Annotated in this window: 25 protein-coding genes and 1 pseudogene; 21 read left to right on the forward strand and 5 right to left on the reverse strand. The window is 31.7% G+C overall.

Annotation, left to right across the window (positions count from 1 at the left end; translation table 11 throughout):
* A pseudogene (locus tag ACI9TV_RS11690) lies at positions 1–328 on the reverse strand (alpha/beta hydrolase); the annotation flags it as partial.
* Between the two features lie 105 nt (positions 329–433).
* Between ACI9TV_RS11690 and cysS the strand changes: the two are divergent.
* From cysS to ACI9TV_RS11735, 9 genes are all read left to right on the forward strand, one after another.
* A complete protein-coding gene (cysS, locus tag ACI9TV_RS11695; RefSeq protein ID WP_415250985.1) occupies positions 434–1834 on the forward strand; it encodes a cysteine--tRNA ligase in 1401 nt (466 codons plus the stop codon).
* Between the two features lie 20 nt (positions 1835–1854).
* Positions 1855–2571 carry a thioredoxin fold domain-containing protein gene (locus tag ACI9TV_RS11700; RefSeq protein WP_415250986.1) on the forward strand — a complete coding sequence of 239 codons (717 nt, stop codon included), beginning with the start codon at positions 1855–1857 and terminating at the stop codon, positions 2569–2571.
* Positions 2572–2605: 34 nt separating this feature from the next.
* Complete coding sequence (locus ACI9TV_RS11705; RefSeq protein WP_415250987.1) at positions 2606–3406, forward strand: DUF4405 domain-containing protein; 801 nt, start codon at positions 2606–2608, stop codon at positions 3404–3406.
* A gap of 31 nt (positions 3407–3437) precedes the next feature.
* Positions 3438–3908, forward strand: a complete 471-nt coding sequence (locus tag ACI9TV_RS11710) for a CZB domain-containing protein (RefSeq protein WP_415250988.1) — start codon at positions 3438–3440, stop codon at positions 3906–3908.
* A complete protein-coding gene (locus tag ACI9TV_RS11715; RefSeq protein WP_415250989.1) occupies positions 3895–4848 on the forward strand; it encodes a WD40 repeat domain-containing protein in 954 nt (317 codons plus the stop codon). The genes ACI9TV_RS11710 and ACI9TV_RS11715 overlap by 14 nt, the downstream gene beginning before the upstream one ends.
* A 65-nt stretch (positions 4849–4913) precedes the next feature.
* Positions 4914–6188, forward strand: a complete 1275-nt coding sequence (locus ACI9TV_RS11720) for a hypothetical protein (RefSeq protein ID WP_415250990.1) — start codon at positions 4914–4916, stop codon at positions 6186–6188.
* The gene (locus ACI9TV_RS11725; protein WP_415250991.1) at positions 6185–8062 is read left to right on the forward strand and encodes a tetratricopeptide repeat protein; all 1878 of its coding nucleotides are present in this window, start codon (positions 6185–6187) and stop codon (positions 8060–8062) included. Before ACI9TV_RS11720 ends, ACI9TV_RS11725 begins: the two co-directional genes overlap by 4 nt.
* Complete coding sequence (locus ACI9TV_RS11730) at positions 8059–8973, forward strand: class I SAM-dependent methyltransferase (protein ID WP_415250992.1); 915 nt, start codon at positions 8059–8061, stop codon at positions 8971–8973. Before ACI9TV_RS11725 ends, ACI9TV_RS11730 begins: the two co-directional genes overlap by 4 nt.
* A gap of 29 nt (positions 8974–9002) precedes the next feature.
* A complete protein-coding gene (locus ACI9TV_RS11735) occupies positions 9003–9686 on the forward strand; it encodes a tetratricopeptide repeat protein (RefSeq protein ID WP_415250993.1) in 684 nt (227 codons plus the stop codon).
* On the opposite strand, the gene ACI9TV_RS11740 is transcribed toward ACI9TV_RS11735, so the two are convergent.
* Positions 9683–11527 (reverse strand): hypothetical protein, encoded by a 1845-nt coding sequence (locus ACI9TV_RS11740; RefSeq protein ID WP_415250994.1) that lies wholly within the window; start codon positions 11525–11527, stop codon positions 9683–9685. The genes ACI9TV_RS11735 and ACI9TV_RS11740 overlap by 4 nt on opposite strands.
* Before the next feature lie 114 nt (positions 11528–11641).
* Here ACI9TV_RS11740 and ACI9TV_RS11745 point away from each other — a divergent pair, with 114 nt between their 5' ends.
* On the forward strand, positions 11642–13381 hold the full coding sequence (locus tag ACI9TV_RS11745; RefSeq protein WP_415250995.1) for a hypothetical protein: 1740 nt from the start codon (positions 11642–11644) through the stop codon (positions 13379–13381).
* A 40-nt stretch (positions 13382–13421) separates the two neighbouring features.
* On the opposite strand, the gene ACI9TV_RS11750 is transcribed toward ACI9TV_RS11745, so the two are convergent.
* Together ACI9TV_RS11750 and ACI9TV_RS11755 are read right to left on the reverse strand one after the other, a co-directional pair.
* Positions 13422–13859: a hypothetical protein gene (locus ACI9TV_RS11750; protein WP_415250996.1), complete on the reverse strand. Its 438-nt coding sequence runs from the start codon at positions 13857–13859 to the stop codon at positions 13422–13424.
* Positions 13860–13942: 83 nt separating this feature from the next.
* Positions 13943–14503 (reverse strand): DJ-1 family glyoxalase III, encoded by a 561-nt coding sequence (locus ACI9TV_RS11755; RefSeq protein WP_415250997.1) that lies wholly within the window; start codon positions 14501–14503, stop codon positions 13943–13945.
* 77 nt (positions 14504–14580) lie between these two features.
* Here ACI9TV_RS11755 and ACI9TV_RS11760 point away from each other — a divergent pair, with 77 nt between their 5' ends.
* Genes ACI9TV_RS11760 through ACI9TV_RS11770 form a run of 3 tightly spaced genes read left to right on the forward strand, consistent with a single transcriptional unit; the run spans position 14581 to position 17677 of the window.
* Positions 14581–15639, forward strand: coding sequence for a quinone-dependent dihydroorotate dehydrogenase (locus ACI9TV_RS11760; protein ID WP_415250998.1), 1059 nt, complete (start codon positions 14581–14583; stop codon positions 15637–15639).
* 41 nt (positions 15640–15680) lie between these two features.
* Positions 15681–16931, forward strand: a complete 1251-nt coding sequence (locus tag ACI9TV_RS11765; RefSeq protein WP_415251008.1) for a M16 family metallopeptidase — start codon at positions 15681–15683, stop codon at positions 16929–16931.
* Positions 16928–17677: a M48 family metallopeptidase gene (locus ACI9TV_RS11770; RefSeq protein ID WP_415250999.1), complete on the forward strand. Its 750-nt coding sequence runs from the start codon at positions 16928–16930 to the stop codon at positions 17675–17677. The genes ACI9TV_RS11765 and ACI9TV_RS11770 overlap by 4 nt, the downstream gene beginning before the upstream one ends.
* A 15-nt stretch (positions 17678–17692) precedes the next feature.
* On the opposite strand, the gene ACI9TV_RS11775 is transcribed toward ACI9TV_RS11770, so the two are convergent.
* On the reverse strand, positions 17693–18367 hold the full coding sequence (locus ACI9TV_RS11775) for a LysR substrate-binding domain-containing protein (protein ID WP_415251000.1): 675 nt from the start codon (positions 18365–18367) through the stop codon (positions 17693–17695).
* Positions 18368–18371: 4 nt separating this feature from the next.
* Between ACI9TV_RS11775 and ACI9TV_RS11780 the strand changes: the two genes are divergently transcribed.
* The 8 genes from ACI9TV_RS11780 to ACI9TV_RS11815 all read left to right on the forward strand — a co-directional run bounded on the left by ACI9TV_RS11780 (position 18372) and on the right by ACI9TV_RS11815 (position 23476).
* Positions 18372–18953: a YbfB/YjiJ family MFS transporter gene (locus tag ACI9TV_RS11780; protein ID WP_415251001.1), complete on the forward strand. Its 582-nt coding sequence runs from the start codon at positions 18372–18374 to the stop codon at positions 18951–18953.
* Positions 18883–19329 carry a YbfB/YjiJ family MFS transporter gene (locus ACI9TV_RS11785; protein WP_415251002.1) on the forward strand — a complete coding sequence of 149 codons (447 nt, stop codon included), beginning with the start codon at positions 18883–18885 and terminating at the stop codon, positions 19327–19329. Before ACI9TV_RS11780 ends, ACI9TV_RS11785 begins: the two co-directional genes overlap by 71 nt.
* Positions 19330–19341: 12 nt before the next feature.
* The gene (locus ACI9TV_RS11790; RefSeq protein ID WP_415251003.1) at positions 19342–19662 is read left to right on the forward strand and encodes an antibiotic biosynthesis monooxygenase family protein; all 321 of its coding nucleotides are present in this window, start codon (positions 19342–19344) and stop codon (positions 19660–19662) included.
* 158 nt (positions 19663–19820) lie between these two features.
* Entirely contained in the window at positions 19821–20321 is a 501-nt protein-coding gene (locus ACI9TV_RS11795) for a hypothetical protein (protein ID WP_415251004.1), read from the forward strand.
* Between the two features lie 116 nt (positions 20322–20437).
* Positions 20438–21331, forward strand: coding sequence for a 4-hydroxy-tetrahydrodipicolinate synthase (gene dapA / locus ACI9TV_RS11800; protein ID WP_415251005.1), 894 nt, complete (start codon positions 20438–20440; stop codon positions 21329–21331).
* 17 nt (positions 21332–21348) lie between these two features.
* A complete protein-coding gene (locus ACI9TV_RS11805) occupies positions 21349–22116 on the forward strand; it encodes an enoyl-ACP reductase (protein WP_415251009.1) in 768 nt (255 codons plus the stop codon).
* 23 nt (positions 22117–22139) lie between these two features.
* A complete protein-coding gene (locus ACI9TV_RS11810) occupies positions 22140–22532 on the forward strand; it encodes a hypothetical protein (RefSeq protein WP_415251006.1) in 393 nt (130 codons plus the stop codon).
* 434 nt (positions 22533–22966) lie between these two features.
* Entirely contained in the window at positions 22967–23476 is a 510-nt protein-coding gene (locus ACI9TV_RS11815) for a hypothetical protein (RefSeq protein ID WP_415251007.1), read from the forward strand.
* Positions 23477–23621: the final 145 nt, after the last annotated feature.

The raw sequence follows: 23621 nt of genomic DNA on the forward strand, positions 1-23621 counted from the left end.
TTGCAGTACCTCCACTTTTTCCATAAGAACGATAATTAAACGTTACAATTCTTTGCTTTGGGTAGAGCATAGACAATCGTTTGATTAAACCAACTGCATCATGAGAACGTCCGCCAAAGAACAAGAGTGTACTTTGTGCATTTTCAGGCTCATAAACTACACCTTCAAGTTTTACTTTCTCTTGTGTAATAACACCTAACATCTCAAAATTACTCTCTAATTCACCATCTCTATAGTACACAGGTGAAAATATCATAAAATATTGCCATTGATAAAAGGCGATAAAAAGGATTATTACTATACAAAAGGTAAATGCTATATAAATCATAGATAGATTATAGTACAACTCCACTAATTATTTAACATGCTATAATTACATATATACTTTATAATCCTCAGGCAAAAAAAAATCAATAAATTTAGGGAAAATTAAATGTACATATACGATTCAGTGCAAAAAACAAAACGAGAGTTTATACCTCAAAACAAAGGCAAAGCAACATTATATGTTTGTGGTCCGACAGTTTATGATGATGCACACTTAGGTCATGCAAAATCTGCGCTTGTATTTGACTTACTTACTCGTGTGCTTAAGGCAAATGGTTTAGATGTAACCTATGCTAGAAACATTACAGATATTGATGACAAAATCATTAAAAAAGCACTAGAGCAAAAAAAAGATATAAAAGAAATTACTGACTTTTATACACAAGCTTTTCATAAAGAGATGGAGGCGATAGGTGTATCTCAACCAGATATTGAACCAAAAGCTACTGAATCTCTTGAAGCGATGTATGAGCTTATCCAAAAACTTATAGATTCAAATCACGCCTATGCCACTACTGATGGTGATGTTTATTTTGATACTTCAAGCGATAGTGAGTACTTAAAGCTTTCTGCAAGAGTACAAGATGAAGAGGACAAACAAAACCGTGTAGAGAGTTCAAGCATGAAAAAGAACCCTGCTGATTTTGCAATGTGGAAATCTGTAAAGGATGATACTCTAACATTTACTTCACCGTTTGGTCAAGGTCGTCCAGGTTGGCATTTAGAATGTTCTGCGATGATTGAAAAACATCTTGCTTTAGAAGAAAATGAATTCTCAGTTGATATTCACGGTGGTGGAGCTGACTTACTTTTTCCACACCATGAAAATGAAGCTGCACAAACGAGATGTGGAAGCTCACATACTTTAGCAAACTACTGGATGCATAACGGTTTTGTAAACATTAACGGTGAAAAGATGTCAAAATCTTTAGGAAATAGTTTCTTTTTAAAAGATGCACTAAGCGACTATGATGGTGAAGTATTACGTTTTTATCTTCTTAGTACACACTACAGAAGTAACTTTAACTTTAACACTGAAGACTTGAGCGTAGCTAAAAAGAGACTAGACAAGATTTATAGACTTCATAAACGTCTTTTTGGATTAGCACAAAACACGGAAACAACTTCTTTTCAAGAAGAACTACTAAAGGCTCTAAGTGATGATATGAATGTATCTTCTGCTCTAGCACTCATAGATGAGATGATTAGTTCTGCAAATGAAACACTTGACACTCCGGGCAAACATAAAGTTCTTAAACGTGAGACCATTTCTAATCTATATTACATAAGTAATATTTTAGGCTTTGGTATAAAAAATCCATTTGAGTATTTTCAATTTGGAATGGATGAAGAAACAAAAGAGAAGCTAGCTTCCTTGATTGTAGAACGGGATGAAGCAAAAAAAGAAAAGAATTTTGAACTCTCAGACAAACTTCGGGATGAAGTTTTAGCTTGTGGAGTCTCCTTGATGGATACCCCACAAGGTACATTCTGGGAAAAAATATAAAACAACTCAAAGGAAAAAATATGATACATACAAAAATGATTTTAATATTTACAGCACTATTTCTTAGTATCTCGCTTTTTGCAGATAACACAGCATTAAAAATGATAATTGAAAAAGTACCAATGATAAAAAATATAAATGCAAAAGTAACGCATGTTGAAGTACATAAAGGTCTCTATCAGTTCAAAGCCAAAGTAATGGGGCCTCGTCCGGGTATTGTAGAGGGCTTTATAACTAAGGATTTCAGTAATATTGTTATAGGTAAAGGTTATGATGCAAAAACAGCACAAGAACTTACTATTCCATTTGACCTAAATATCAAAACTCTTAAAAATATAGCTGCTTATACACTAGGAAGCGGAAAAGATGAATATTTTGTTTTTACAGATCCGGAATGTCCCTATTGTCAAAAACTAGAACATAAGCTTACATCCTTAAAAAATAATGTAACAGTGTATGTTATACTTTTTCCATTAAGTTTTCATAAAAATGCTAAAAGCATGTGTAGATACATCTTAAATCAAGAAGATAATGTGTCAAGAGCAAAAGCTATGAAAGAGATAGCAAATAAAAGTACAAAATATAAAAAAGCTACATACTCCAAAATGGAATTAAAGATTCTTAATGGGAAAATTCAAGAATCTATAGACGAAGTTAATAGAATCGGGATTAATGGGACACCTAGCATTCTAAATGCTAAAGGCATAAAAGTACCAGATAAAGCTATTCTAAGATAGAGAAGAGAAACCTAACACTGTAGGAATTATAAATATGAGAAAAATTATATCATTAAGCCTTGGCTTTTCATTTTTAATCATGAGTTACACAGGCATTATGCTTTATATAGTTCCGCAGGGAAAAGTTGCTTACTGGGTAGATTGGCACTTATTAGGGCTTTCAAAAACTCAGTATGGTGAACTTCACGCTACATCCATGTTTACTATGCTTTTTTTTAGTGCCATACACATTTACTATAACTGGAAACCTCTGATAGGTTACCTCAAAGATAAAAGTAAAAAGATATCTTTTACAAAAAAAGAATTTCTAATTGCCTTTGGTATAAATTCCTTTTTTGTAATAAGTACCTTATATATGGTGCAACCTGTAAAATCTATACTTGACCTACAATCTAGTATCAAAGAGTACTGGGCAGATGAGTATGGCGTACCACCATATGGTCATGCTGAAGAAAGTAGACTTAGTACCCTTTCGAGAAAACAAAATATTAATTTAGAACAAGCAAAAGAAAACCTAAAAGCTAGTGGCATAAAGTTTGATGAAGATGAAAGTATCTTAGATATTGCTAAGAAAAATAACACAATTCCAAGTAAGATTTATAAAATAATGCATCCACAATCACAAAAAGTAAAAAAATCGAAAGGTATGCCTAGTAATCTTGGAAGAAAAACACTTCAAGAACTCCATGATATGAATCTTATAAATGTAGAAGAAGCAATAACAAAGCTACAAACAAAAAACATAGATGTCTCTGCAGAGACAAAAATGAAACAAATATCACAAGAGATGGAATCTACACCACGTGATGTTTATAATTTTTTGAATAATAAATAAAAGTATAAAACTCTTTACATAAGGTTGGAATATGAATAAAACTGAAATTCTCATAAAACTAAACGATGCTAAAATAGCTCATAAAGAATGGGTAAAAAAAGCTGAATTACTTATGGATGGCTACGATATGAACATCGATGCTATTCCAGTAAGTGAAAGAGAATGTAGCTTTGGTATTTGGTTTTACAAAGATTGTAAGGAGCTAAAGAACTGTGTATTGATTGCAGCCGATACTATTTCTAAAATAGAATCTATTCATACACAACTTCATGACACATATGCAATGATCTATAAAATATTTTATGCAAGCTACGAAACAAGTTTACTTACTAAACTATTTGGCACAAAAAGAAAGATTGATCCAAAAAAAGTAAAACAAGCGCAACCATACATTGAAAAATTGGAAAGTTTTTCTGAGCACCTACTCCAAGAACTCACACAAATAGAAGAAAAAATTCAAGCAGTAAATGATGAGGAACTAAAAAATATTGCCTCATCATAAAATAGCAATTATTCTCATTTTAAGTTTTTCTTTGCTCTATCCAAAAGAGATACACCCTACTTTTAAACTAGAATCGATGGGTTTTATCAATGATTTTGCTGTGCATAAAAGTATCATTTACCTTGGTAACGATGAAGGAAGTGTGGATGTTTTTGATTTAACTACTGGTAAACTTATTAACCAAATTGTTCTTGATTTAGTGACTACGAGACTCGGCGACCTTATATCTCCAAATGTCTTGAGCGTTGACTATCTTAATGGTAAGCTCCTCATAGTTAGTACTGGTGCAGGATCGTATAGAAACGTGTGGATATATCAAAACCTACAACTTAAAAAAATCATTGCTGAAGATAAAAAACTAACTATAAAAGAAGCAAGATTTATTGATGATGAAAAGCTTTTACTCGGAACTTTTAGCTCAGAAGTAATTCTTCACGATATTGGTGAAAGTTACAATGTGTATAAAAGACATGTTACACAAAGTACCCTTTGTGACATCCAACTAAGTGAAGACAAGACGAAAGTAATCATGTCAGATGAAAGTGGTGAAATACGACTACTTGATGTTAAAACATCTGAAACTTTAAAAGTATATGATTCTCAAAATGTTGACAAAGTGTACCATGTAGCATACGCTAAAGGTGTCATCGTAACAGCGGGACAAGATAGACGTGTTGCAGTCTACCAAGAGGGAAAAAAAGATTACCATATAAAAAGTGATTTTCTTGTGTACTGTTGTGGAATCAGTCCTAGTGGAAAAGTTGGAATTTACTCAAGTAATGAAAAGCACCATTTACAGCTATTTGACACAAAAACAGAAAAAAAACTAGATACACTCATAGGACATAAAGGTATGGTAAATCAGATAAAATTCATCAATGAAAAAGAGCTTTTCAGTGTTGAGAGAAGCCCTTATATATATTACTGGAGATTAGACTAAGCTTTAAAGATGCTATAATATCTAATAAAAATCTCAAACTACCTATATTCAGGAAAAGAATACCTATGATAAAAGCAAAAACATTAGATGATATTTATAATAACTTTGAAGGAAACAGACCACTAAGTGAAGATGAATATGACTTTTTTATAAATATTTATGATAAAAAACTTAAAAGATTTATTGGGAATATCAAAAGAAATCACAATAAACAAAATGTCTTTTTCATTGCAGGTCAAAGAGGTAATGGCAAAAGTACAATTCTAAATAACCTAAAACATGAAAATGCAGAGTTTGCAAGTAGTTATGAGATTAGACATATTCAAGCTATGGAAGTTTTTAAGTATGACGATATAGATATTGTAGATATTCTTTTAGGAATAGGTTTTAACTTAATTGACAATAACGACCTAGATAAAGAAAAAAAAGAAACTTTAGAAAAAGAATTTAAAACAGCGCTCAAAGAAGTTGAAGAGATTAACAGTGGTGAACTCATTAAAATAGAAAATACTTCTGAAAATGATTCATCTGATCTTACTGCAAAAGCAGAAGTTAGTGTTAAAACTGGCTTTCTTTCTCTATTTAGTGCTGGTGTATCTTTGAGTTCTACATATAAAGCAGATGAAAATATTAGAAAAGAAGCCAAAAGAATTTATAAATTTAAAAATAAAGACCTTTTGACAATGATCAATTCTTTAATACAAAAATATAGAGTATTAAAGAATAGTCCTAAAGAAATTTTATTGATTCTTGATGGCTTAGAAAAATTAAATAATATAGATGATATTTTCACTAAAGATATAGATATATTAAGAGACTTAGAATGTTTTAAAATTATTACTATGCCAGTTTATTTGAAAGGTATCGTTGATATTTACAATGTTAAAGCTATAGACTTTACTATGGAAATTGATAAAGACGGGAATATTAAAGATATATCGCTTTTAAAAGATGTTATAACAAGTAGAATTGAAAATTTAGACCTCATTAGCGATGAAGCTATGGAGTTAGCCATAAAAATGAGTGGAGGAAACTTAAGACAACTTTTAGAGATAATTCAAAAAGCCTCAACAGAAGCTATAGATATATTTGAAAGTGATACTATTGATGTAGAAGAAGTAGAAAGTGCAATAGAGTTACTACAGGGTGATTTAGACTATAAAATTCAAGTTCATGCTGATTTCTTACATAAAATTAAAGAAAAAAATATTGTAAATAAAAATGATAAAATAGATTTAATTGACACCCTTCGTTCAGGTCTAGTATTTGCTTATCTTAATGGTAAAGCTTATTACGATATAAATCCTATAATTGAAAATAATCTCAATAGACTTAGATGAAAGCTCTCTTACCTGTAGATACCATAGCCCTCAAAAGACTTATATCAAGCATAAAAAGAGTCTCTCACTCTGCAGGTATACTTTTAGTTGGTACAGACACTAAAAAACTAGCAAATGAATTTACAGAATATCTAATCTCCAACACACACTTACTATCTTTTAATTTCGATGAAGAAATTTTAAGTACCCTTGCTTATAATGATTCCCTTAACAAAAATGATTTTTTTTTAGCTAACATATATGAGCAAAAAAATGAAAAATCAATCATTAATCATCTACAATTTCAAAGAGATTTTATTCCGGAAAAAAAGATAAAACTTGTAGTGGTCTTATCAAATAAAAGTTTAGAATACTTGAAAACAGAAGCAGGAGACCTATACTCAACAGTTAAGTTTTCTCATTCTTTTATTGACCATTCCTTTAACAATATATTTAAAATAGACACTCAAAAGCTAGATACTGCGATAACTGAGTATGAAACATACTTACAATCTAAAGTCCAACATAACGATATCATTTTCGACTTAATTTCAAATATTGCATTTGAAGCTAGCAAAATAAGTGAATATGCTTTATCCTTAAAGTATTTAAAAAAATCTTTAGATTATACAGATGATAAAAAAGAAAAAATATCCGTAGTTTATGGAAATATAGGTATTCTTTATAACTCTTTAGAAGAGTATCAAAAAGCAATTAAATTTCAAACCAAAGCTTTAAAAATACGAAAAAAATTTAACGATGAAAATGCTGAAGCAAAATCTTTATATAATATTGGTAAAACATACCTCATATTAAACAATTATAAAGTAAGTTTAAAGTATCAAAAAGCTGCTTTAAAAATTGAAAAAAAACTACATAATGAGGAAGATATTGCAAATATATATCAAATATTAGGAATGATATATGAGGAATTCAAAGATGATACACTAGCTCTTAAATATTATACGAATGCATTGAAACTATATGATAAACTTGGAGATAAGAAAAACAAAACTGTTGCACTAGCTAATATTGGTGTTCTTTATGATAATCTTGGAGAACTGCATACAGCACTTGATTATTATAATAAATCTTTAGAAATAGAAACTCAACTAAATAATAAATATGGCATTTCAATTACCCTCGGGAATATTGGTCTTATCTATCAAAGTCTAGGACAATATAAAACCGCCCTAAAGTATCTTAATGATTCACTAACCATGAAAAAAGAAATTGGAAATAAATCTAGTATATCGAATAGTTTAGAAAGTATTGGGAGTATCTATTCGGCATTAGAAGAGTTTCAAACAGCCCTTGATTATTATAATCATTCTTTACAAATAGCCAAAGAATCAAATTCTCAAAAAGAGATCGCAAATGCTCTTAGCGCTATTGGAAGTATCAATTTGGAACTAGAAAAATTTGAAGATGCACTAAAGAACCAAAATGATGCCTTGAAAATTCAAAAACGAATAAACAATAAAAATGGTATTGCTACATCATTAGCAAATATCTCACATATATACAAAGAGAAAAAAGAGTATAACACTGCTCTGGAGTACCAATATAAATCCTTGAAAATCAGAAAAGAAATTAAAAGTAAAAATGGGATAACACGTTCATTAAAAAGCCTTGCTGATATATATAAGTCTATAAATCAATTAAATAAAGCTATGGTGGTATGCAGAGAAGCACTAAGCCTTGCAAAAGATAATAATTATATTACCATTGAAGCTGAAATATTCATTTCTCTTGCTGAAATTTATAAAGAAGAAAAAAACTTTAAAGAGGTAAAGAAAAACTATCTTCTTAGCAGACACCTATACGAAGCAATGAAACTAGACAAAAAAGTAGACGAAATAAATAAAGAAATAGAAAGATTAGGGAAAGAATGACAATTAAAAATATAAAAATACATATAGAAAAAAACTCGCAAAATATCGGTGAAGACTTTAAACGTCTTTTTCACGGTCGCGGTGGATTGTATGATGGATGGAAACATTTAACAATTGATTCTATTGATACTATTTTGAGTGTAGCTCTTTATGATGAGGAAGTGAGTGAAGTTGAACTTTTAGAGATGCTCAAAGAGTTTACTTCAGATACAAGGTATAAAACCATAGTTTTACAAAGAAGATACCTTAGAGGCTCTCCTAGTGAGATTGTCGTCGGTGAAATAGCTGATGATTTATATGTAGTTGAAAATGGGGTAAAAATAAAACTCAACCTTCTCTCAAACAAAAACTCTGGTTATTTCCCTGACATGAAAAAAGGAAGAGAGTTTGTAAGAGAAAATGCAAAAGACAAATCAGTTTTAAATCTTTTTTCTTATACCTGTGCCTTTAGTTTGTCCGCTAATCTAGGTGGAGCATCAAAAGTCTCAAATATTGACATGAGTAAGGGAGCTTTAAGTACAGGACGAACTAATCATCATTTAAACGACTTAGATATGAGAGGCATAAGTTTTCACCCCTATAACATCTTAAAATCATTCTCTCGAATCAAGAAAAAAGGTCCTTATGATTTAATCATCATAGATCCCCCTACTTTTCAAAAAGGTAGTTTTGAAGCCACAAAAGATTATAGAAAGCTCATTATGAAGCTACCTCAAATTGCGGCAGAAGATTGTTTACTTCTCGCTTGTCTTAATTCACCAGAGTTAGATGTAGAGTTTATTACAGATCTTATGAAAGAGTTAGCACCTAGCTTTAAATTTGTACGACGTTTAGATAATGTAGAAGAATTTGCAAGTGCTGATGAAAATCGAAGCTTAAAGAATCTTGTTTTCCAAAGAGAGAAAATTTAAAATTTATGAATCAATAGTATAATTCCATTATGAAAAAATTATTTTATACTTTATGTATCATACTAATCACAAACTTAGGTGCTTCTTCTCCTGATGAGGAAAGAATTTTATTAGAAAAATCTTGTAAAAAAGGAAATACTCTAGCCTGTCATGAGATAAAGCTAATGTATGGTGAAGGAAGTGTAGCGACACTAAAAAAAGAATCATTTAAAGAAGCTTGCGAAGAAGGAAACCCTATAGCTTGCCACAACATGGGACTCATGTATGACTATGGAGATGATGCTGTTTTAGAAAACGACAATATAGCTATAGACTTCTACATAAAAGCTTGCGATAAAAACTATTATGAGAGTTGTACGAGAGCTGCCTTTTTATATGAAGAAGGAACAGATGTAGAAGTTAACATGAAAAAAGCCTTCAAACTTTACTCAAAATCTTGTGGTGGAGATGATGGACTAGCATGTCATAATGTAGCTGTTTACTACGGTAAAAATGAAAATGAAACTTTAAAAAAACTTGCCATAAACTTTTATGATAAAGCATGTGACAATGGTAGTATTGATTCATGTATATTTATGGGAAGGTACTACAGAGATTCAAAATCCTTAAGACAAAACTATGTAAAAGCTAAAAAAAAATTTGAAAAGGCTTGTGAGTTAAACAATGCATTAGGCTGTAAAGAGGTAAGAATCTTAAAAGGTGCAGGTTACTAAACCTCCTCCTTAGTTGTAGCACTTTTTTCCACTAGAGAGTCCATACTATCGATTAAAGTGTTGTCAAATATTTTAGTCGAATATTTGTCATAAATTTCTTTAGCATATATGGCATTATCATATTTAGATTCAAATGAGCTTTTAAATTCTTCATTAAATTTACCATCCTCATTTCGCCAATCGTACCAATCCTTACCATTTTCAGTTTCATATGCTCTTTCTTGTAGTTCACCTAATTTTTTATCTACTATAGTCTCATTTTCAAGTAAAAATGAATAAAGTTTTATATCATACATAATTCTCGACTTCACACCAGTTGCATCTTTTCCATATGTATCCGTATATGCATCACTCCAAAAGTTATGTTCAAAACCGTAATCACTTAGATTTATCTGTTTATCATAATCTATCTCTTCTTCTGTTATTTTTGTCTCTGCTTCTATATCTTCAGGGAGACCATTAAAGAGCATCATACTAAATGCATTTGCTTCATTCCCACCAAACATACTAGCTACAGCATTTGCTTTATCTGTAGCTTCACCAATACTCAATCCACTTTCAAGACCTTCGTATACAGCAAAGTTATAAGCTTTAGTCGCTTCTTTGGAGTAAGCACCACCATCCATATCTAAATTGTGTTTTTCTCTTAAATATTTATTGTATGCCTGATAATCAAAAAGCATATTTTCAAAAACTTTCATATTCTCTTCTGTGCCACCATAATATGCTTTGTGTTTTATATCTCTAAAGTCTGGAAACTGGGCATGTAAATCCCGTCCAATAGCATTTGCTTTTTCAGTTGTATAATTAGAGTACATCGGAGTAAAAATATCCTGATACTTTTCATAATGCTCATACTGAGCTTGAAAATATGGTTCATGCTTCGCAAACTTCAAGGCTAAGTCTTGTTTATATGCATCAATATCTAAAATGCCACCTTGTCCTGGCATGGCTCTATATTTTTCGATAATCTCTTCTGTAGTAAGTTCAGAGTTTTTTGTAGTTTCTATGGCAACTGCAAGAGGTTCTTCTTTTTCTTCATTTTCCTTATCAATAACATCTTGTTTTATCTCAAACGCTTGATGTGTACCTAATTTTCCATTTTCTAATTCTAACTCAACTTCACCATAAGCTTTAAGAAACTCTTCTTTTAGGTGTTGTGCAGATTCAATAATTTCAGGGGACGAGTATCCAGCATTTGAAGGATTTATAATGTTATCAATTTTGTCTAAAATATCTAGTATGGTTATAATCTCTGGAGCATATTCTTTAGATAGTGTATCTTGCATAAATTGATTGATATCAAAAGTCGCACCTTCTTGCATTTTTGCTATTTCTGATTCAGACATTTTACTCAAATGTTGTGCGATTTGACGTTTGTTATATTCATCATTCAATGACATTGTTACAATACCAATTGCCGAAATATCATCGCCCATAGAATTCAGCGTTTTTACCCATGCTTTTTTTGTAGTATCGTCCATATCCTGAGGAATATTCATAAGATTTTTTGCTGTTGCTGTTTCTGTTACGCCATCTTCATTCCAGTCATATTTTTCATAACTATGTACAAAAAGGTTATAGGCTCCTTCATTACTTAAAGAGTCAACATTAAACATATCTGCTAACGAGTTAAATCTTTTTAACGCAATCTGCTCAGTTTTTGAGAGAGTATTTAAAAAATCTTTTGCAGTGTCAAGCGTAACATCTGCATCTTTAGCTTTTTGATACACCTCTTCAAAACGTTCTTCATAAGGTTTTTGATTTTCACGTACTGTTGTGTAGAGGTTTAAATCTTTTACAATATTTACATGATTAATATAGTCAATTGAATTTTCCATAACTAGACCTTTATAACTTAATTAAACAAATTTAAGCAAATATCATTCCTACACAAATGTAATGTTTTATATTTATATGTCGATATAGTTTTATATTATGAGTAAAGGTTTCTTATGAGTATTGATATCGATCCATATTATTTTCAAAAACATGATGATTCAGTGTATATAACACCTCAAGTTTATTCCAATAAAGACCTAGAAAGTATACGGAAAAAAGAAACAGAAATTAGGGTTAAAGGAGATATCTTTATCTATAGCGGTGTCAATTTTTCTCCAATGACACGAGATGAATTAATCAATGAAAAAATTGATATGAAATCACTAAAACTTACATCTACTACAACTTCTGAAAAAATAACTGACGATAGAATTGTAATAGCCTTTAGAGATCCAAGTAATCCTAAAAATATCATTGCGTATAAACTTGATGAAGAAATTATTGATGAGCTTAAGTCTTCCTTTTCAAGCGACAATTTTTTTCAAAGAGAGGATGGAATATTAAGATTGAATTCTAAAGCTGAAGCTTATGTAGCTGGATGGGTTCAAGATATAAAAGTAAATAGAGGCTATGAAAAGGCAGATGTAAACGGTAATGGCTACATTGAAAAAGATGAACAAGATGAACTAAATGTCTCTTTTGAGCGTAGTACTGATTATACCTATTTAGGTGAAAAAATTGTAACTGCAAATACAGCGATAGGTGCTAAAACATATCAAAAGTACGGTTATACTAATAATGCTTTAGATAAGGCTAATATTCTCAATACTTCTTCACTAATGTTTGAAAATACCATTGAAAAAGAACTAAGCCATACTCTTCAACTCGATAAAGATAAAGATGGGACAATAACGCTAAGAGAAGGTTTAGAAGATTTTACTCCGCCAGACATAAGTGTAGATACTGCTTTAACACGAAAAGTAAAAATCAACCATGATAGATGGGTATTTGATAATGATATAGTTCTAGACCATACTAAAGTAGAATCAAGAGAAATTTATGATTCAGAAATCAACAAACCACCTGATGAACTTACTGAAGCAATGCTAAATGCTAATGGTAAAGAAGCTCGAGAAATTGAGGCAATGAGGGAAGCTGACAGACAAATACAAAGAGAAAAGCTCAAAGAAGAACATGGTTTAACGAATATGAAATACTCCCCTATTGCATATGACTATTTTGATTTAGGCAAAGATATTAGCCAATATCAAAATATAGACCCTATACAAGAGCAAACAAATGAAGAGATAGTAAATTATCTTACAAGTTTTATAAATCATACAACTTCTGAGGGTAACAAAAATTTAAAATCCCTTGATACATTCCAATATAGTTCTGCTATGGATATGGAGTGGACAGAAGAAGAATTTAGAGCAACAGAAAAAAAAGTAGCAAATGTTCCAATATATGAGCAAGAGAATGATATAGATACTCGTAATTTTCTTAGTCCCTATATATCAAACATATTCACAAGAGAAAATTTTCAAAATATATACTCATTAACTGATGAATTTGCCCAAACAGAAAGATTTGAAACTCTTTATGTCAACTATAATCTTCAAAAAGGAGAACAAGAGGAAAAGATAAAGGATTCTGGAAAGAAATTTTTTGATCTAGTGGATTCAAAGGAGTATATAACATCAGAGATTGTTAAACATGCCTTTTCCAAAACAGAAGCAATTGAATATTTTACAAGTATTAACGATGAATTAAAAGAGTATCTTGCCACAAGAACAAATATGCAAAATACATTTCTAGTAAAAGATATGAAAGAATCTATAAAACTCTATGACAAAATAACTATGGATTTAAAAGTGGTGTGGGGATTTAGCGGTTTAGATACTAGTGTTTAAAAGAGAAAAACTATAAAGTTTTCTCTTTAGATAGTAAAGTTTAGTAACTATTAATCATCTGCTTAATTAAAGGAGCAGCATATTCTCTTTTAAATATTTTTCTTTGTTCTTTATCTAAAACTTTAAAAACATATTTATAAAGTGTAGCTCTTGCTGCTACCGCTGCAATATACTTTTCACTCATCTCAGTAATAAATTTCTTCTCATCAAACTCATCATTAATAAATGAATCAACTGGAAAAATTGCCATTTTTTTAATCTCGTTAGCCTTTGCCTCATATGCAGCTATACCCTCAGCTACCTTGCGTGTTTGAGCTGCAGTTAAACCCGTTTTACTCACCGCTCTAATCACTTTGGCTACCGTTGTAGGCGCTTTATGATGGTAATCTTTAAAATTATGCCCTTTTGGACACGCCATAACACTCGATGTAAAAAGCACAGATGCTGTTGCGAAACTTACAAGTATTTTCTTTATCATAGTAACACTCCCTTGTTTTTAATGTAAACTATCTTACAGAAGAAAATATTATATAATACTTAAAAATAGAGTATTAGAATAACTTATTTACAGTACGTAGCTAAAAGTCCATCTTTTAGCATATTATAAGTCTCTTCACCTTCGAGTTTTTTAACAATCGCTAAAGCAAAGCACATAGAAGTTCCAGGTCCACGAGATGTCATAACATTACCATCTTCAACTACCATTGCCTTATCCCCTTGGTAACCATCTTCGCGGATTTTCTCTTCTACGGATGGGTAACAAGTAAAGTTTTGTGGTAACACTCCCGCTTTATTTAAAGCAAAAGGTGCCGCACAAATAGCTGCAATATTTTTACCTTGTGCATTCATTTCTTTTAAAATATTTTGAACATTTTCATCATCTGCTAGTACGTACGTACCATCCCAACCACCAGGAAGCACAATCATGTCAAGTATGTCTGTAAGCACATTATCAAGTGCCACATCTGCTTCAATAACTATCCCGTTGGCACCTTGGACCAGTGCCACATGATCAAGTGATGCTACAATTACATCTATTTGTGCACGTCTTAGTACATCGATAATTGTTACCGCTTCTATCTCTTCAAAACCTTTTGCCAATGGCACTAAAACTGTTCTCATTATCTATCCTAATTAATAATTTACTATTGTTTTAGTATAATATCTAACATTTTATTAACAAGGCAAAATAACATATAATGATAAATTACGAATCAATTAAACCATTACTTTTCAAACTACAACCAGAAAGTGCTCACCACCTAGCAGAGTCTGTACTTAGGCTGCCAAATATTTGCCAAATTCCATTCAATCCATTTTTAAAATCACATTTTATTACAGATAATGCTCTTACTCAGACTATCTTAGGAAGAGAATTTTTAAACCCTGTTGGTCTGGGTGCAGGTTTTGATAAAAATGCGACTATGATTAGGGGAATGCAAATCTTAGGCTTTGGCTTTACCGAAATTGGTACAGTTACACCAAAACCTCAAGATGGAAATCCAAAACCTCGAATGTTTCGTCACATTGAAGAAGAAACGCTTCAAAATGCGATGGGTTTCAACAATGAAGGTGCATACAAAGTTATCAAAAGACTTCAAGAGAGGTTTCCATTTTCTACACCAATCGGTATTAACATTGGTAAAAACAAAGTTACACCTGAGAGTGAAGCTATAAATGACTATATACATCTTATAAAAGCATTTGATGGATTGGGGGATTACTTTGTAATCAACATCTCTTCACCGAACACTCCGGGTTTAAGAGATTTACAAAACGAAGAGTTTATAGGTAAGTTGTTTGGTGAAGCAAAAGCACTTACAGATATGCCTATTTTACTAAAGATTGCTCCAGATATGGAAATTGAAGATGCCGTAACTCTTACAAAGATGGCAGTAGAAAAAGGTGCAGATGGAATTATCGCTACAAACACAACTATAGACTACTCTTTGGTTAAAAACCCTAAAGATATAGGTGGACTGAGTGGTGCAGTACTTAAAGAGAAAAGTTTTCAAATCTTTGATGCAATTGCAGAAGAACTTTTTGGAAAAACTGTATTGATTTCCGTTGGTGGTATAGACTCTGCTGAAGAAGCATACAGACGTATCAAAGCAGGAGCATCTTTGGTTCAGATATATAGCGGTCTTGTTTTTCATGGTCCAGATATGATTATGGATATTAACAAAGAACTTATTAGACTGATAAAAGCTGATGGATATGAAAATATTACACAGGCTATTGGCGCAGATAGAAAATGATAAAAGTACTACTCACTATAACACTTACACTAGGAACACTTATGGCATCATCATTACCAAAATACGAAACTAAAACATTAAAAAATGGTTTAGAAGTTGTGGTTATTCCACTTGAAAACTCTACTGGCGTAATAAGCACTGACATCTTTTACAAAGTTGGAAGTAGAAATGAAGTTATGGGAAAAACTGGGATTGCTCATATGTTAGAGCATATGAACTTCAAATCTACAAAAAACCTTCCTGCTGGTGAATTCGACAAAGAAGTGAAAAGTATTGGTGGAGTTAATAATGCTTCTACTTCTTTTGACTACACGCATTACTATATAAAATCAAGTACAGATAATCTTGGAAAGTCTCTTTCACTTTATGCTGAACTTATGCAAAACCTAAACCTTAAAGATAAAGAGTTTCAACCTGAACGTGATGTTGTTGCCGAAGAGAGACGTTGGAGAACCGAGAACAACCCAACTGGTTACCTTTACTTCGCACTTTTTAATGCTGCATATGTTTACCATCCATACCACTGGACACCAATAGGTTTCATGAATGACATTCAAACATGGACTATAGACGACATCAAAGATTTTCACAAAACTTACTACCAACCAAGTAATGCTATTTTAATAGTTACTGGAGATGTAAAAGCAAAAGATGTATTTAAAAAAGCTAAAAAAGAATTTGGCGATATCAAAAATAAAGCAAAAATTCCTGAATTTAAGTTCGTAGAACCTGAACAAAATGGTGCTCGTCGTGTTAACTTGAAAAAAGACAGTGAAGTTGAGATGGTTGCCATCACTTTTCATATCCCAGATTTCAAAGATCCAGACCAAGTAACACTCAGTGTAATTTCTGAGATTCTATATTCTGGAAAAAGTTCTCGTCTTTATAAAAAACTTGTAGATGAAAAACAAATGGTAAATACTGTGTATGCTTATAACATGGAAAATATAGATCCGGGAGTATTTATGTTTTTAGCTGTATGTAATCCTGGTGTAAAAGCTGAAGATGTTGAAGCTGAGTTGATTGAAGAGATTGAACTTATGAAAACTACTCAGGTTACAAAAGCAGAACTTGATAAAGTAAAAGTAAATACAAAGTCAGACTTTATCTACTCACTAGAGAGTTCAACTTCAGTGGCAAACCTTTATGGAAGCTATTTAGTTCGTGGCGATATCACACCACTTATGACTTATGAAGATGATGTTAAAAAAGTAACTGCTAAAAAAGTACAAGATGCAGCTAAAAAATACTTTAACTTCCAAAAATCTACTACTGTGATTCTTAAAAAATGAAATTTCTCTACCTAACACTCATTGCCCTACTCCTTTCAGGATGTTTGGGAAAAACTCCAGTTACAGGAAGAAGCCAAGTTGTTTTCATGTCAGCTGATGAAGAGAATGCCGTTGGTGCAAAAGGGTATCACGAATTTTTACAAACAGCAAAAATTTCAACAAATAAAGCTCAAACTGAGCGTATTCAACGTATTGGTAACAAGATTGCTAAAGCCGCTAAACGACCTGACTTTAATTGGGAGTTTAACCTAGTAGAAGACAAACAAGTAAACGCTTGGTGTATGCCTGGTGGTAAAGTTGTTGTCTATACTGGAATCCTTGCAATGGCAAAAAATGACGATCAACTCGCTACTGTGATGGCACATGAGGTTTCTCATGCTCTAGCACGTCATGGAGCAGAGAGAATGAGCCATCAAAAGATATCTTCAGGTGTACAACAAGCTGCTAATCTACTTTTAGGAGTTACAGCCCCAGAGTATACAAATGCTTTTAACCTGGCCTATGGAGTTGGAACAAAATATGGTGTTATGCTTCCCTATGGGAGAAGTCATGAACATGAAGCAGATGAAATTGGGATCCACCTGATGCATAAAGCTGGTTATAACATTCATGAAGCACCAAAATTTTGGCAAAATATGAAAGCAGCGAATCCTAATGCACCAATGGAGTTTCTTTCAACTCACCCAAGTGATGACAACCGAATCCAAAAAATATCTCAAATTATTACTAGTATAGAAAAAAAGTAAGTACTTTTTTTCTATCTAGTAATTATCTTTTCTACAAACTAAACACGTAGGTATATTTGCATTCTCTTTTGGAAGCTTTTTTATTTTTACTTTTTTTTGATATCCAAATTTCTCAACTATGCTTAAGGGTAATATACTTTTACCCATACCAAGTTCAACGCATCCTAATATTGTTTCAAAACTACCAAACTCAAAAATTTTAAAATTTTTATCTATATGCTCAGATATATAATTTTTACCAAAGTCTTTATATTCACAGCCTTCTTTAAACGAAAGATATGTATTAGGAGAGTTTTCTTTTAACGGTTCTACTAAACACATAGTTTCATCTATTTGAGACAAAACTTGTAATGCATCATTTTTAGGTTCTCCACTTATAAAAGCTATGTCAACCTGATAATTAAGCACCAAGTTTGTTATTTCTCTCGTTGTACCAGTTATAAGTTCAATACTCATATTTGGATAGTGTTTATGGAGATTAGCTAAAAAAGGAATTATTCGTGTTGTAGCATTTGAATCTGTAGACCCTATAATTATATGCTCTTGCATTGAATTATTCATTTCTTCAATTGCAATTTTTACATTATTTACGATTTTTGTGGCATGTGGATATAATTTTTTTCCTTCATTAGTTAAAACTACTCCTTTTGGTGTTCTATAAAATAATGCATAATTTATACTTTTTTCCAATTGCTTGATTCTTGAGGTTACATTTGATTGCGAAAAACCTATAGACAAGAATAATAATGCAGCAATTATTCTTGCAGGTGTTTTATCCCTCATTGTTGGCGTCGGTGTAGCAAGATTTGTTTTTACTTCTTTATTACCTTTTATGCTAGAAGATTTTTTAGAATTAATATTTACAGGAATATTGGCATCTTTAAATTATGTGGGTTATTTAGGAGGATCAATTTTTTCTATGTTCTTAAAAGATATAAATGCTAAAGTAAAGTATTTTCGGATTGGAATGTTTTTATGTGTCATAGCAACTTTATTTTTAGGAATTAGCTCAAATGAAACTGTTTGGATTATTACACGTGTTGTGGCTGGTTTTGGAGCAGCTATGGCTCTTATAATAGGTTCAGCTATTGTAATGACTAAATTAAATATGAAAAATAAAAGCCAAAATAGTCATAAACATGCATTTGATAAGTCTTTGTTTACACCATTTGTCATCTTATTAATAATTGCATACTTCACAGAAGGTGTTGGGATGGTTGTACAAGCTACATTTTTACCTGATATCATTAATTCATTGGATGACTTTAGCACATAAGTACGGTAGTGTTAATATTATTATCATTGCTATGAGTTTACAAGTTATTGGTATTTTAATACCTGCAATTAGTACGAACATGTACTTAAACTTATTTAGTGGAGTATTATATGGAGGAACGTTTGTTGGGTTAGTCGCATTATTTATGAACCTTGGAGGTAAAATTGCAGGAGCTAATCCTGTATTTTTAATGGGTGCGTTGACTACAGCATATGGTATTGGGCAAGTTATTGCTCCATTATATAGCGTTACTTTAACAGAAAATTATAGCACATATAATTATCCATTATTTTTAACTGCATTAATAGTTTTTTGTGGAATCCTTGTTTTATTTTATGCAAAAAGAATAACAAAATTAGAATATACGAATTTATAAAAAAGGAAAATTATGTACGCAGTGATATTTGAAGTAGAAATCAGAGAAGGTCAGCAAGATGCTTATTTAAGCATAGCTGCAAAATTAAAAGAGCAATTGATAACAATGCCTGGATTTATCTCTATAGAAAGATTTGAATCCCTAGTAAATGAAGGAAAATTAGTTTCATTGTCTTTTTGGGAAGATGAAGAGTCTTTAATTTTTTGGAAAAAGAATATAGATCATCTAGGCGCACAAACAAAAGGAAGAGCTTCTATTTTTAAAGACTATAGAATAAGAATTGCAAATGTTGAACGAGATTACACTATGGAATCAAGTACTTTTGCTAATTAAATGAATCAATTAACTTGGTATTTATTACAAGTGACGATAAAATAAAACTTAATGAAAAATAACTTAATTTTTTCTTAACTAAAAGTATATCTCCTTACACTCATGTTTAATAATCAAGCTTAACTCTGTACTATTCTAAAAAAATTGGAGAGATACACATGAAAAACATACTTTTAGGATTAGTAGCAACATTATTTTTAATAGGTTGTAGTGCGGACAAACAAGCGGCTGTAAATGTAGAACCGTCATTAGTAGCTGGTAAGGCATTAGACCTTGCATTAAATGATCAATTTGAAAAAGCGCATACTTTAAATGCTAACACAAACAAAGTTATCTTTGTTTTCTCAGACGATATGGGTCATGTAGCTAATGATTACTTTGCAACAAAAGAAGTATCGTATTTAGCTGATAACAATACTCAGTTTGTAGCAGACATTAGTGGTGCACCATCACTTATTAGAAGTATGTTTATTATGCCAGGACTCAAAGACTTTAAACATACTGTTTTACTTTTAACTGAAAAAGAAGCTTCTGCTCCATATAGAAGTGGTCTTGACACTGAGAAAATAGTTGTTGCATATGTTGCTAATGGTTCTATTACACAAATCAAAAACATATCTACAAAAGACGAATTAATCGCTACTATAGAAGCTAAATAAGCTTCACATTCCAACCCTCTAAGAGCACGATTATTTTCGTGCTCTTCCTCTAGTTATAACTACATTTAATACTTTTTTGATATAATCCCTTCATTAAATTTACAAGGCTACAACAGATGAATATAGTAACAGGTTCTTCAACAGCACTTATAACTCCATTTAAAAATGGAAAGCTCGATGAGCAAACATATGCTGCACTCGTACAAAGACAAATAAACAATGGAATGGACGCAGTGTGTCCTGTTGGAACTACTGGTGAAAGTGCAACTTTATCATCAGCTGAAGATAAAAGATGTATGGAAATTGCAGTAGAAGTTTGTAAAGGAACTTCTACTAAAGTTTTAGCAGGAGCTGGAAGCAACTCAACATCAGAGGCTATTCTCGCTGCAAAAAATGCACAAGAATGTGGTGTTGATGCTATATTTTCAGTAGCACCTTACTATGTAAAACCATCACAAGAGGGACTTTATCAACACTATAAAGCAATTGCTGAATCGGTAAGCGAACTTCCATTTATGCTTTATAATGTTCCTGGTCGTACTGTTGTTGACATTAATGCAGACACAGTTATCAGACTTTTTGATGATATCCCTAATATCTATGGGATCAAAGAAGCAACTGGTAGCTTAGAGCGTACAGTTGAACTTCTATCTCGTAGACCTGAACTAAAAGTATTTTCCGGTGATGATGCAATTGATTTTCCTATCTTAGCAAATGGTGGAGCAGGAATTACTTCTGTAACATCAAACCTTATGCCTGATTTAAAATCTGAACTAGTGCGACTTGCACTTGCTGGTGATTTTGCAGGTGCAAAAGCTATTAGCGATAAGCTATATCCTCTTAACGCAGTTATGTTTTGTGAAGCGAACCCTATGCCTATTAAAGCTGCAATGTATATTGCTGGATTAATTGAAACATTAGAGTACAGACTTCCTCTTGTAGCTCCCTCTTTAGAGAACATGAAAAAGATTGAAGAAGTTATGAAAAATTACGACATAAAAGGATTATAGAAATGGCTGAACAAACAATGACAGGAAAAACTTTATTTGTATCAGGTGGTACTCGCGGAATCGGTAAAGCGATTGTTTATGCATTTGCTGAGCGTGGTTGTAATGTAGCATTTACATATGCTTCAAATGCAGATATTGCAAATGAAATCATTGCTGATGTTGAATCTAAGTATAGTATCAAATCCCGTGCTTATAAACTAGACATAATGGAGCCTTTAACATACAAAGATGTATATAAAGAGTTTGACGAAGACTTTGACAGACTTGACTTTTTTATCTCAAATGCAATTATCTCTGGTCGTTCTGTTGTTGGTGGATTTGCTCCATTTATGAGACTTAAACCAAAAGGACTTACAAATATCTGGACTGCAACTGTTTCAGCATTTGTTGTTGGCGCACAAGAAGCTGCAAAAAGAATGGAAGTAGTTGGTGGTGGTTCAATCATCTCTATGAGTTCAACTGGTAACCTTGTATACACTCCAAACTATTCTGGTCATGGTACAAACAAAGCTGCTGTTGAGACAATGGTAAAGTATGCAGCTGCTGAGCTTGGTGAAAAGAACATCCGTGTTAATGCAGTAAGTGGTGGTCCAATCGACACAGATGCACTTAAAGCATTTCCAAATTATGAAGAAGTAAAATCTGAAGTTGTAAAACGTTCACCTCTTAGTAGAATGGGCGATGCAACTGACTTAACTGGTGCTTGCGTGTTCCTTTGTGAAAAAGATTCTTCATGGTTAACTGGTCAAACTATCGTTGTTGATGGTGGAACTTCTTTTCAGTAAATCTTTTATGAGAAAATAAGTAGATGAGTATATTTGCCCTGCAATCACCAGCCGGTGGTTTTTTAGATGAAGAGTTAAAACGCTTTAACAAAGAGTTCGATGACTGGTGTGTTCAGTTTGAGAGCTTTCAGGATGCAAATATTATTGCACAAAGCCTTGATAAAAAAAGGAGTGCAGATGTTATTGAGATTACTCCTCTTAGTTACCCAAAGTACTTTTTCCACACTCTCAAAGGAATCATCCATACAACAAGACAGATTGAAAATAAGATCATATGTATTGTTGAACCATATATGGGTCAGAATTTTCGCATTGCAGTGTGTGACTTAACTACAAAAAATGTAAGAATTACAAATACCAGCTATAAAAATGTATTAAGCGTAGAAGGTGCATTTGCACATTTTGAGATCTCGTAAAATTAAGATTTAGAACTACAATTGACTCACACTACAGAGACAACATCTCTAAGTTTTCTCAGTCGAATAACTGTAATGTTTAAACCTAATCTCATCCCCAACTAAATCCAATAGTTTCTTTTTCTCACTCATCTTCAATCCTTTCACTTAAACATCATCGTTAATGTTATGTAAGGATATGAATAATTAACACTCATTTGAGGCTGTTATTTGTCCGTAAGGCAATTAACAATCATTATAATTTTAAGAAAAACAGATTAAAAAGTCAAATTAATGCATAAATATAACAATCTGTCATGTTTATACAGAAATACTTCTAATTAACAATCATTAACTGTAATAGTTAATGATATAGATTAAGGGTTAACTATATATAATGATGTTGAATAAAGAGTTAGACTAACATGTAAACCAAATTGATACAAGGAATTTAAATGAAATTAGAAGACATCTACACGATATTGAAAGATTCTGACAGTTCAGACTTTTATGTGCCAACAAGAACAAAAGATTTAACATTTGTATATTTAGATGATGTGCAATTGTCTATCTCAAAACTAAGTGAAGAAAAAGTATTTGACTATAATCATTTTTTTGATGAGAATAACAAAAGTAGAGAGTTGCCAGTCAAGCATGATGAACTTGTAAGAGATTTATGTGAATTAAAAAATTTTCCTGAAAGCTATAATAATATAAGTGTTGAAGATTGGGCAATAAAATATAATGGAGAGGTTATATACACAATAAGTTGTATGAATATTAGCAATTTAAGTTCTCTACATATCTCATTCCCTTCATCATTAGACACATTTGATTTTATTATGAATTTTTGTAAAATTTGCAATTATTACTATGGTGCAAATACAACATCGTCAGGCGAACATACAATTATTAAAAAATCTAACATTAAAGAATCGACATTTGAATACTTTTTATATTATTAATAGAAGCCTAACAAAACCTCATATAATGAAAACTAGCAATTAAGCTATCATAAACCTAGAGAGTTTTGAACATGTAACATGTCGGACAAAACATAAATCAGCGAGTTTTCTTAAATGGGAATTTATCTAGATTGACTCCAAGTCA

It is taken from the genome of Sulfurimonas sp. (assembly GCF_047622445.1).
GTDB lineage: Bacteria > Campylobacterota > Campylobacteria > Campylobacterales > Sulfurimonadaceae > Sulfurimonas.

Bases quoted from the DNA above. Each gene is read 5' to 3' on its own strand.
- cysS (WP_415250985.1), top strand. From the start codon at position 434: ATGTACATATACGATTCAGTGCAAAAAACAAAACGAGAGTTTATACCT.
- ACI9TV_RS11700 (WP_415250986.1), top strand. From the start codon at position 1,855: ATGATACATACAAAAATGATTTTAATATTTACAGCACTATTTCTTAGT.
- ACI9TV_RS11705 (WP_415250987.1), top strand. From the start codon at position 2,606: ATGAGAAAAATTATATCATTAAGCCTTGGCTTTTCATTTTTAATCATG.
- ACI9TV_RS11710 (WP_415250988.1), top strand. From the start codon at position 3,438: ATGAATAAAACTGAAATTCTCATAAAACTAAACGATGCTAAAATAGCT.
- ACI9TV_RS11720 (WP_415250990.1), top strand. From the start codon at position 4,914: ATGATAAAAGCAAAAACATTAGATGATATTTATAATAACTTTGAAGGA.
- ACI9TV_RS11725 (WP_415250991.1), top strand. From the start codon at position 6,185: ATGAAAGCTCTCTTACCTGTAGATACCATAGCCCTCAAAAGACTTATA.
- ACI9TV_RS11730 (WP_415250992.1), top strand. From the start codon at position 8,059: ATGACAATTAAAAATATAAAAATACATATAGAAAAAAACTCGCAAAAT.
- ACI9TV_RS11735 (WP_415250993.1), top strand. From the start codon at position 9,003: ATGAAAAAATTATTTTATACTTTATGTATCATACTAATCACAAACTTA.
- ACI9TV_RS11740 (WP_415250994.1), bottom strand. From the start codon at position 11,527: ATGGAAAATTCAATTGACTATATTAATCATGTAAATATTGTAAAAGAT.
- ACI9TV_RS11745 (WP_415250995.1), top strand. From the start codon at position 11,642: ATGAGTATTGATATCGATCCATATTATTTTCAAAAACATGATGATTCA.
- ACI9TV_RS11750 (WP_415250996.1), bottom strand. From the start codon at position 13,859: ATGATAAAGAAAATACTTGTAAGTTTCGCAACAGCATCTGTGCTTTTT.
- ACI9TV_RS11755 (WP_415250997.1), bottom strand. From the start codon at position 14,503: ATGAGAACAGTTTTAGTGCCATTGGCAAAAGGTTTTGAAGAGATAGAA.
- ACI9TV_RS11760 (WP_415250998.1), top strand. From the start codon at position 14,581: ATGATAAATTACGAATCAATTAAACCATTACTTTTCAAACTACAACCA.
- ACI9TV_RS11765 (WP_415251008.1), top strand. From the start codon at position 15,681: ATGGCATCATCATTACCAAAATACGAAACTAAAACATTAAAAAATGGT.
- ACI9TV_RS11770 (WP_415250999.1), top strand. From the start codon at position 16,928: ATGAAATTTCTCTACCTAACACTCATTGCCCTACTCCTTTCAGGATGT.
- ACI9TV_RS11790 (WP_415251003.1), top strand. From the start codon at position 19,342: ATGTACGCAGTGATATTTGAAGTAGAAATCAGAGAAGGTCAGCAAGAT.
- ACI9TV_RS11795 (WP_415251004.1), top strand. From the start codon at position 19,821: ATGAAAAACATACTTTTAGGATTAGTAGCAACATTATTTTTAATAGGT.
- dapA (WP_415251005.1), top strand. From the start codon at position 20,438: ATGAATATAGTAACAGGTTCTTCAACAGCACTTATAACTCCATTTAAA.
- ACI9TV_RS11805 (WP_415251009.1), top strand. From the start codon at position 21,349: ATGACAGGAAAAACTTTATTTGTATCAGGTGGTACTCGCGGAATCGGT.
- ACI9TV_RS11810 (WP_415251006.1), top strand. From the start codon at position 22,140: ATGAGTATATTTGCCCTGCAATCACCAGCCGGTGGTTTTTTAGATGAA.
- ACI9TV_RS11815 (WP_415251007.1), top strand. From the start codon at position 22,967: ATGAAATTAGAAGACATCTACACGATATTGAAAGATTCTGACAGTTCA.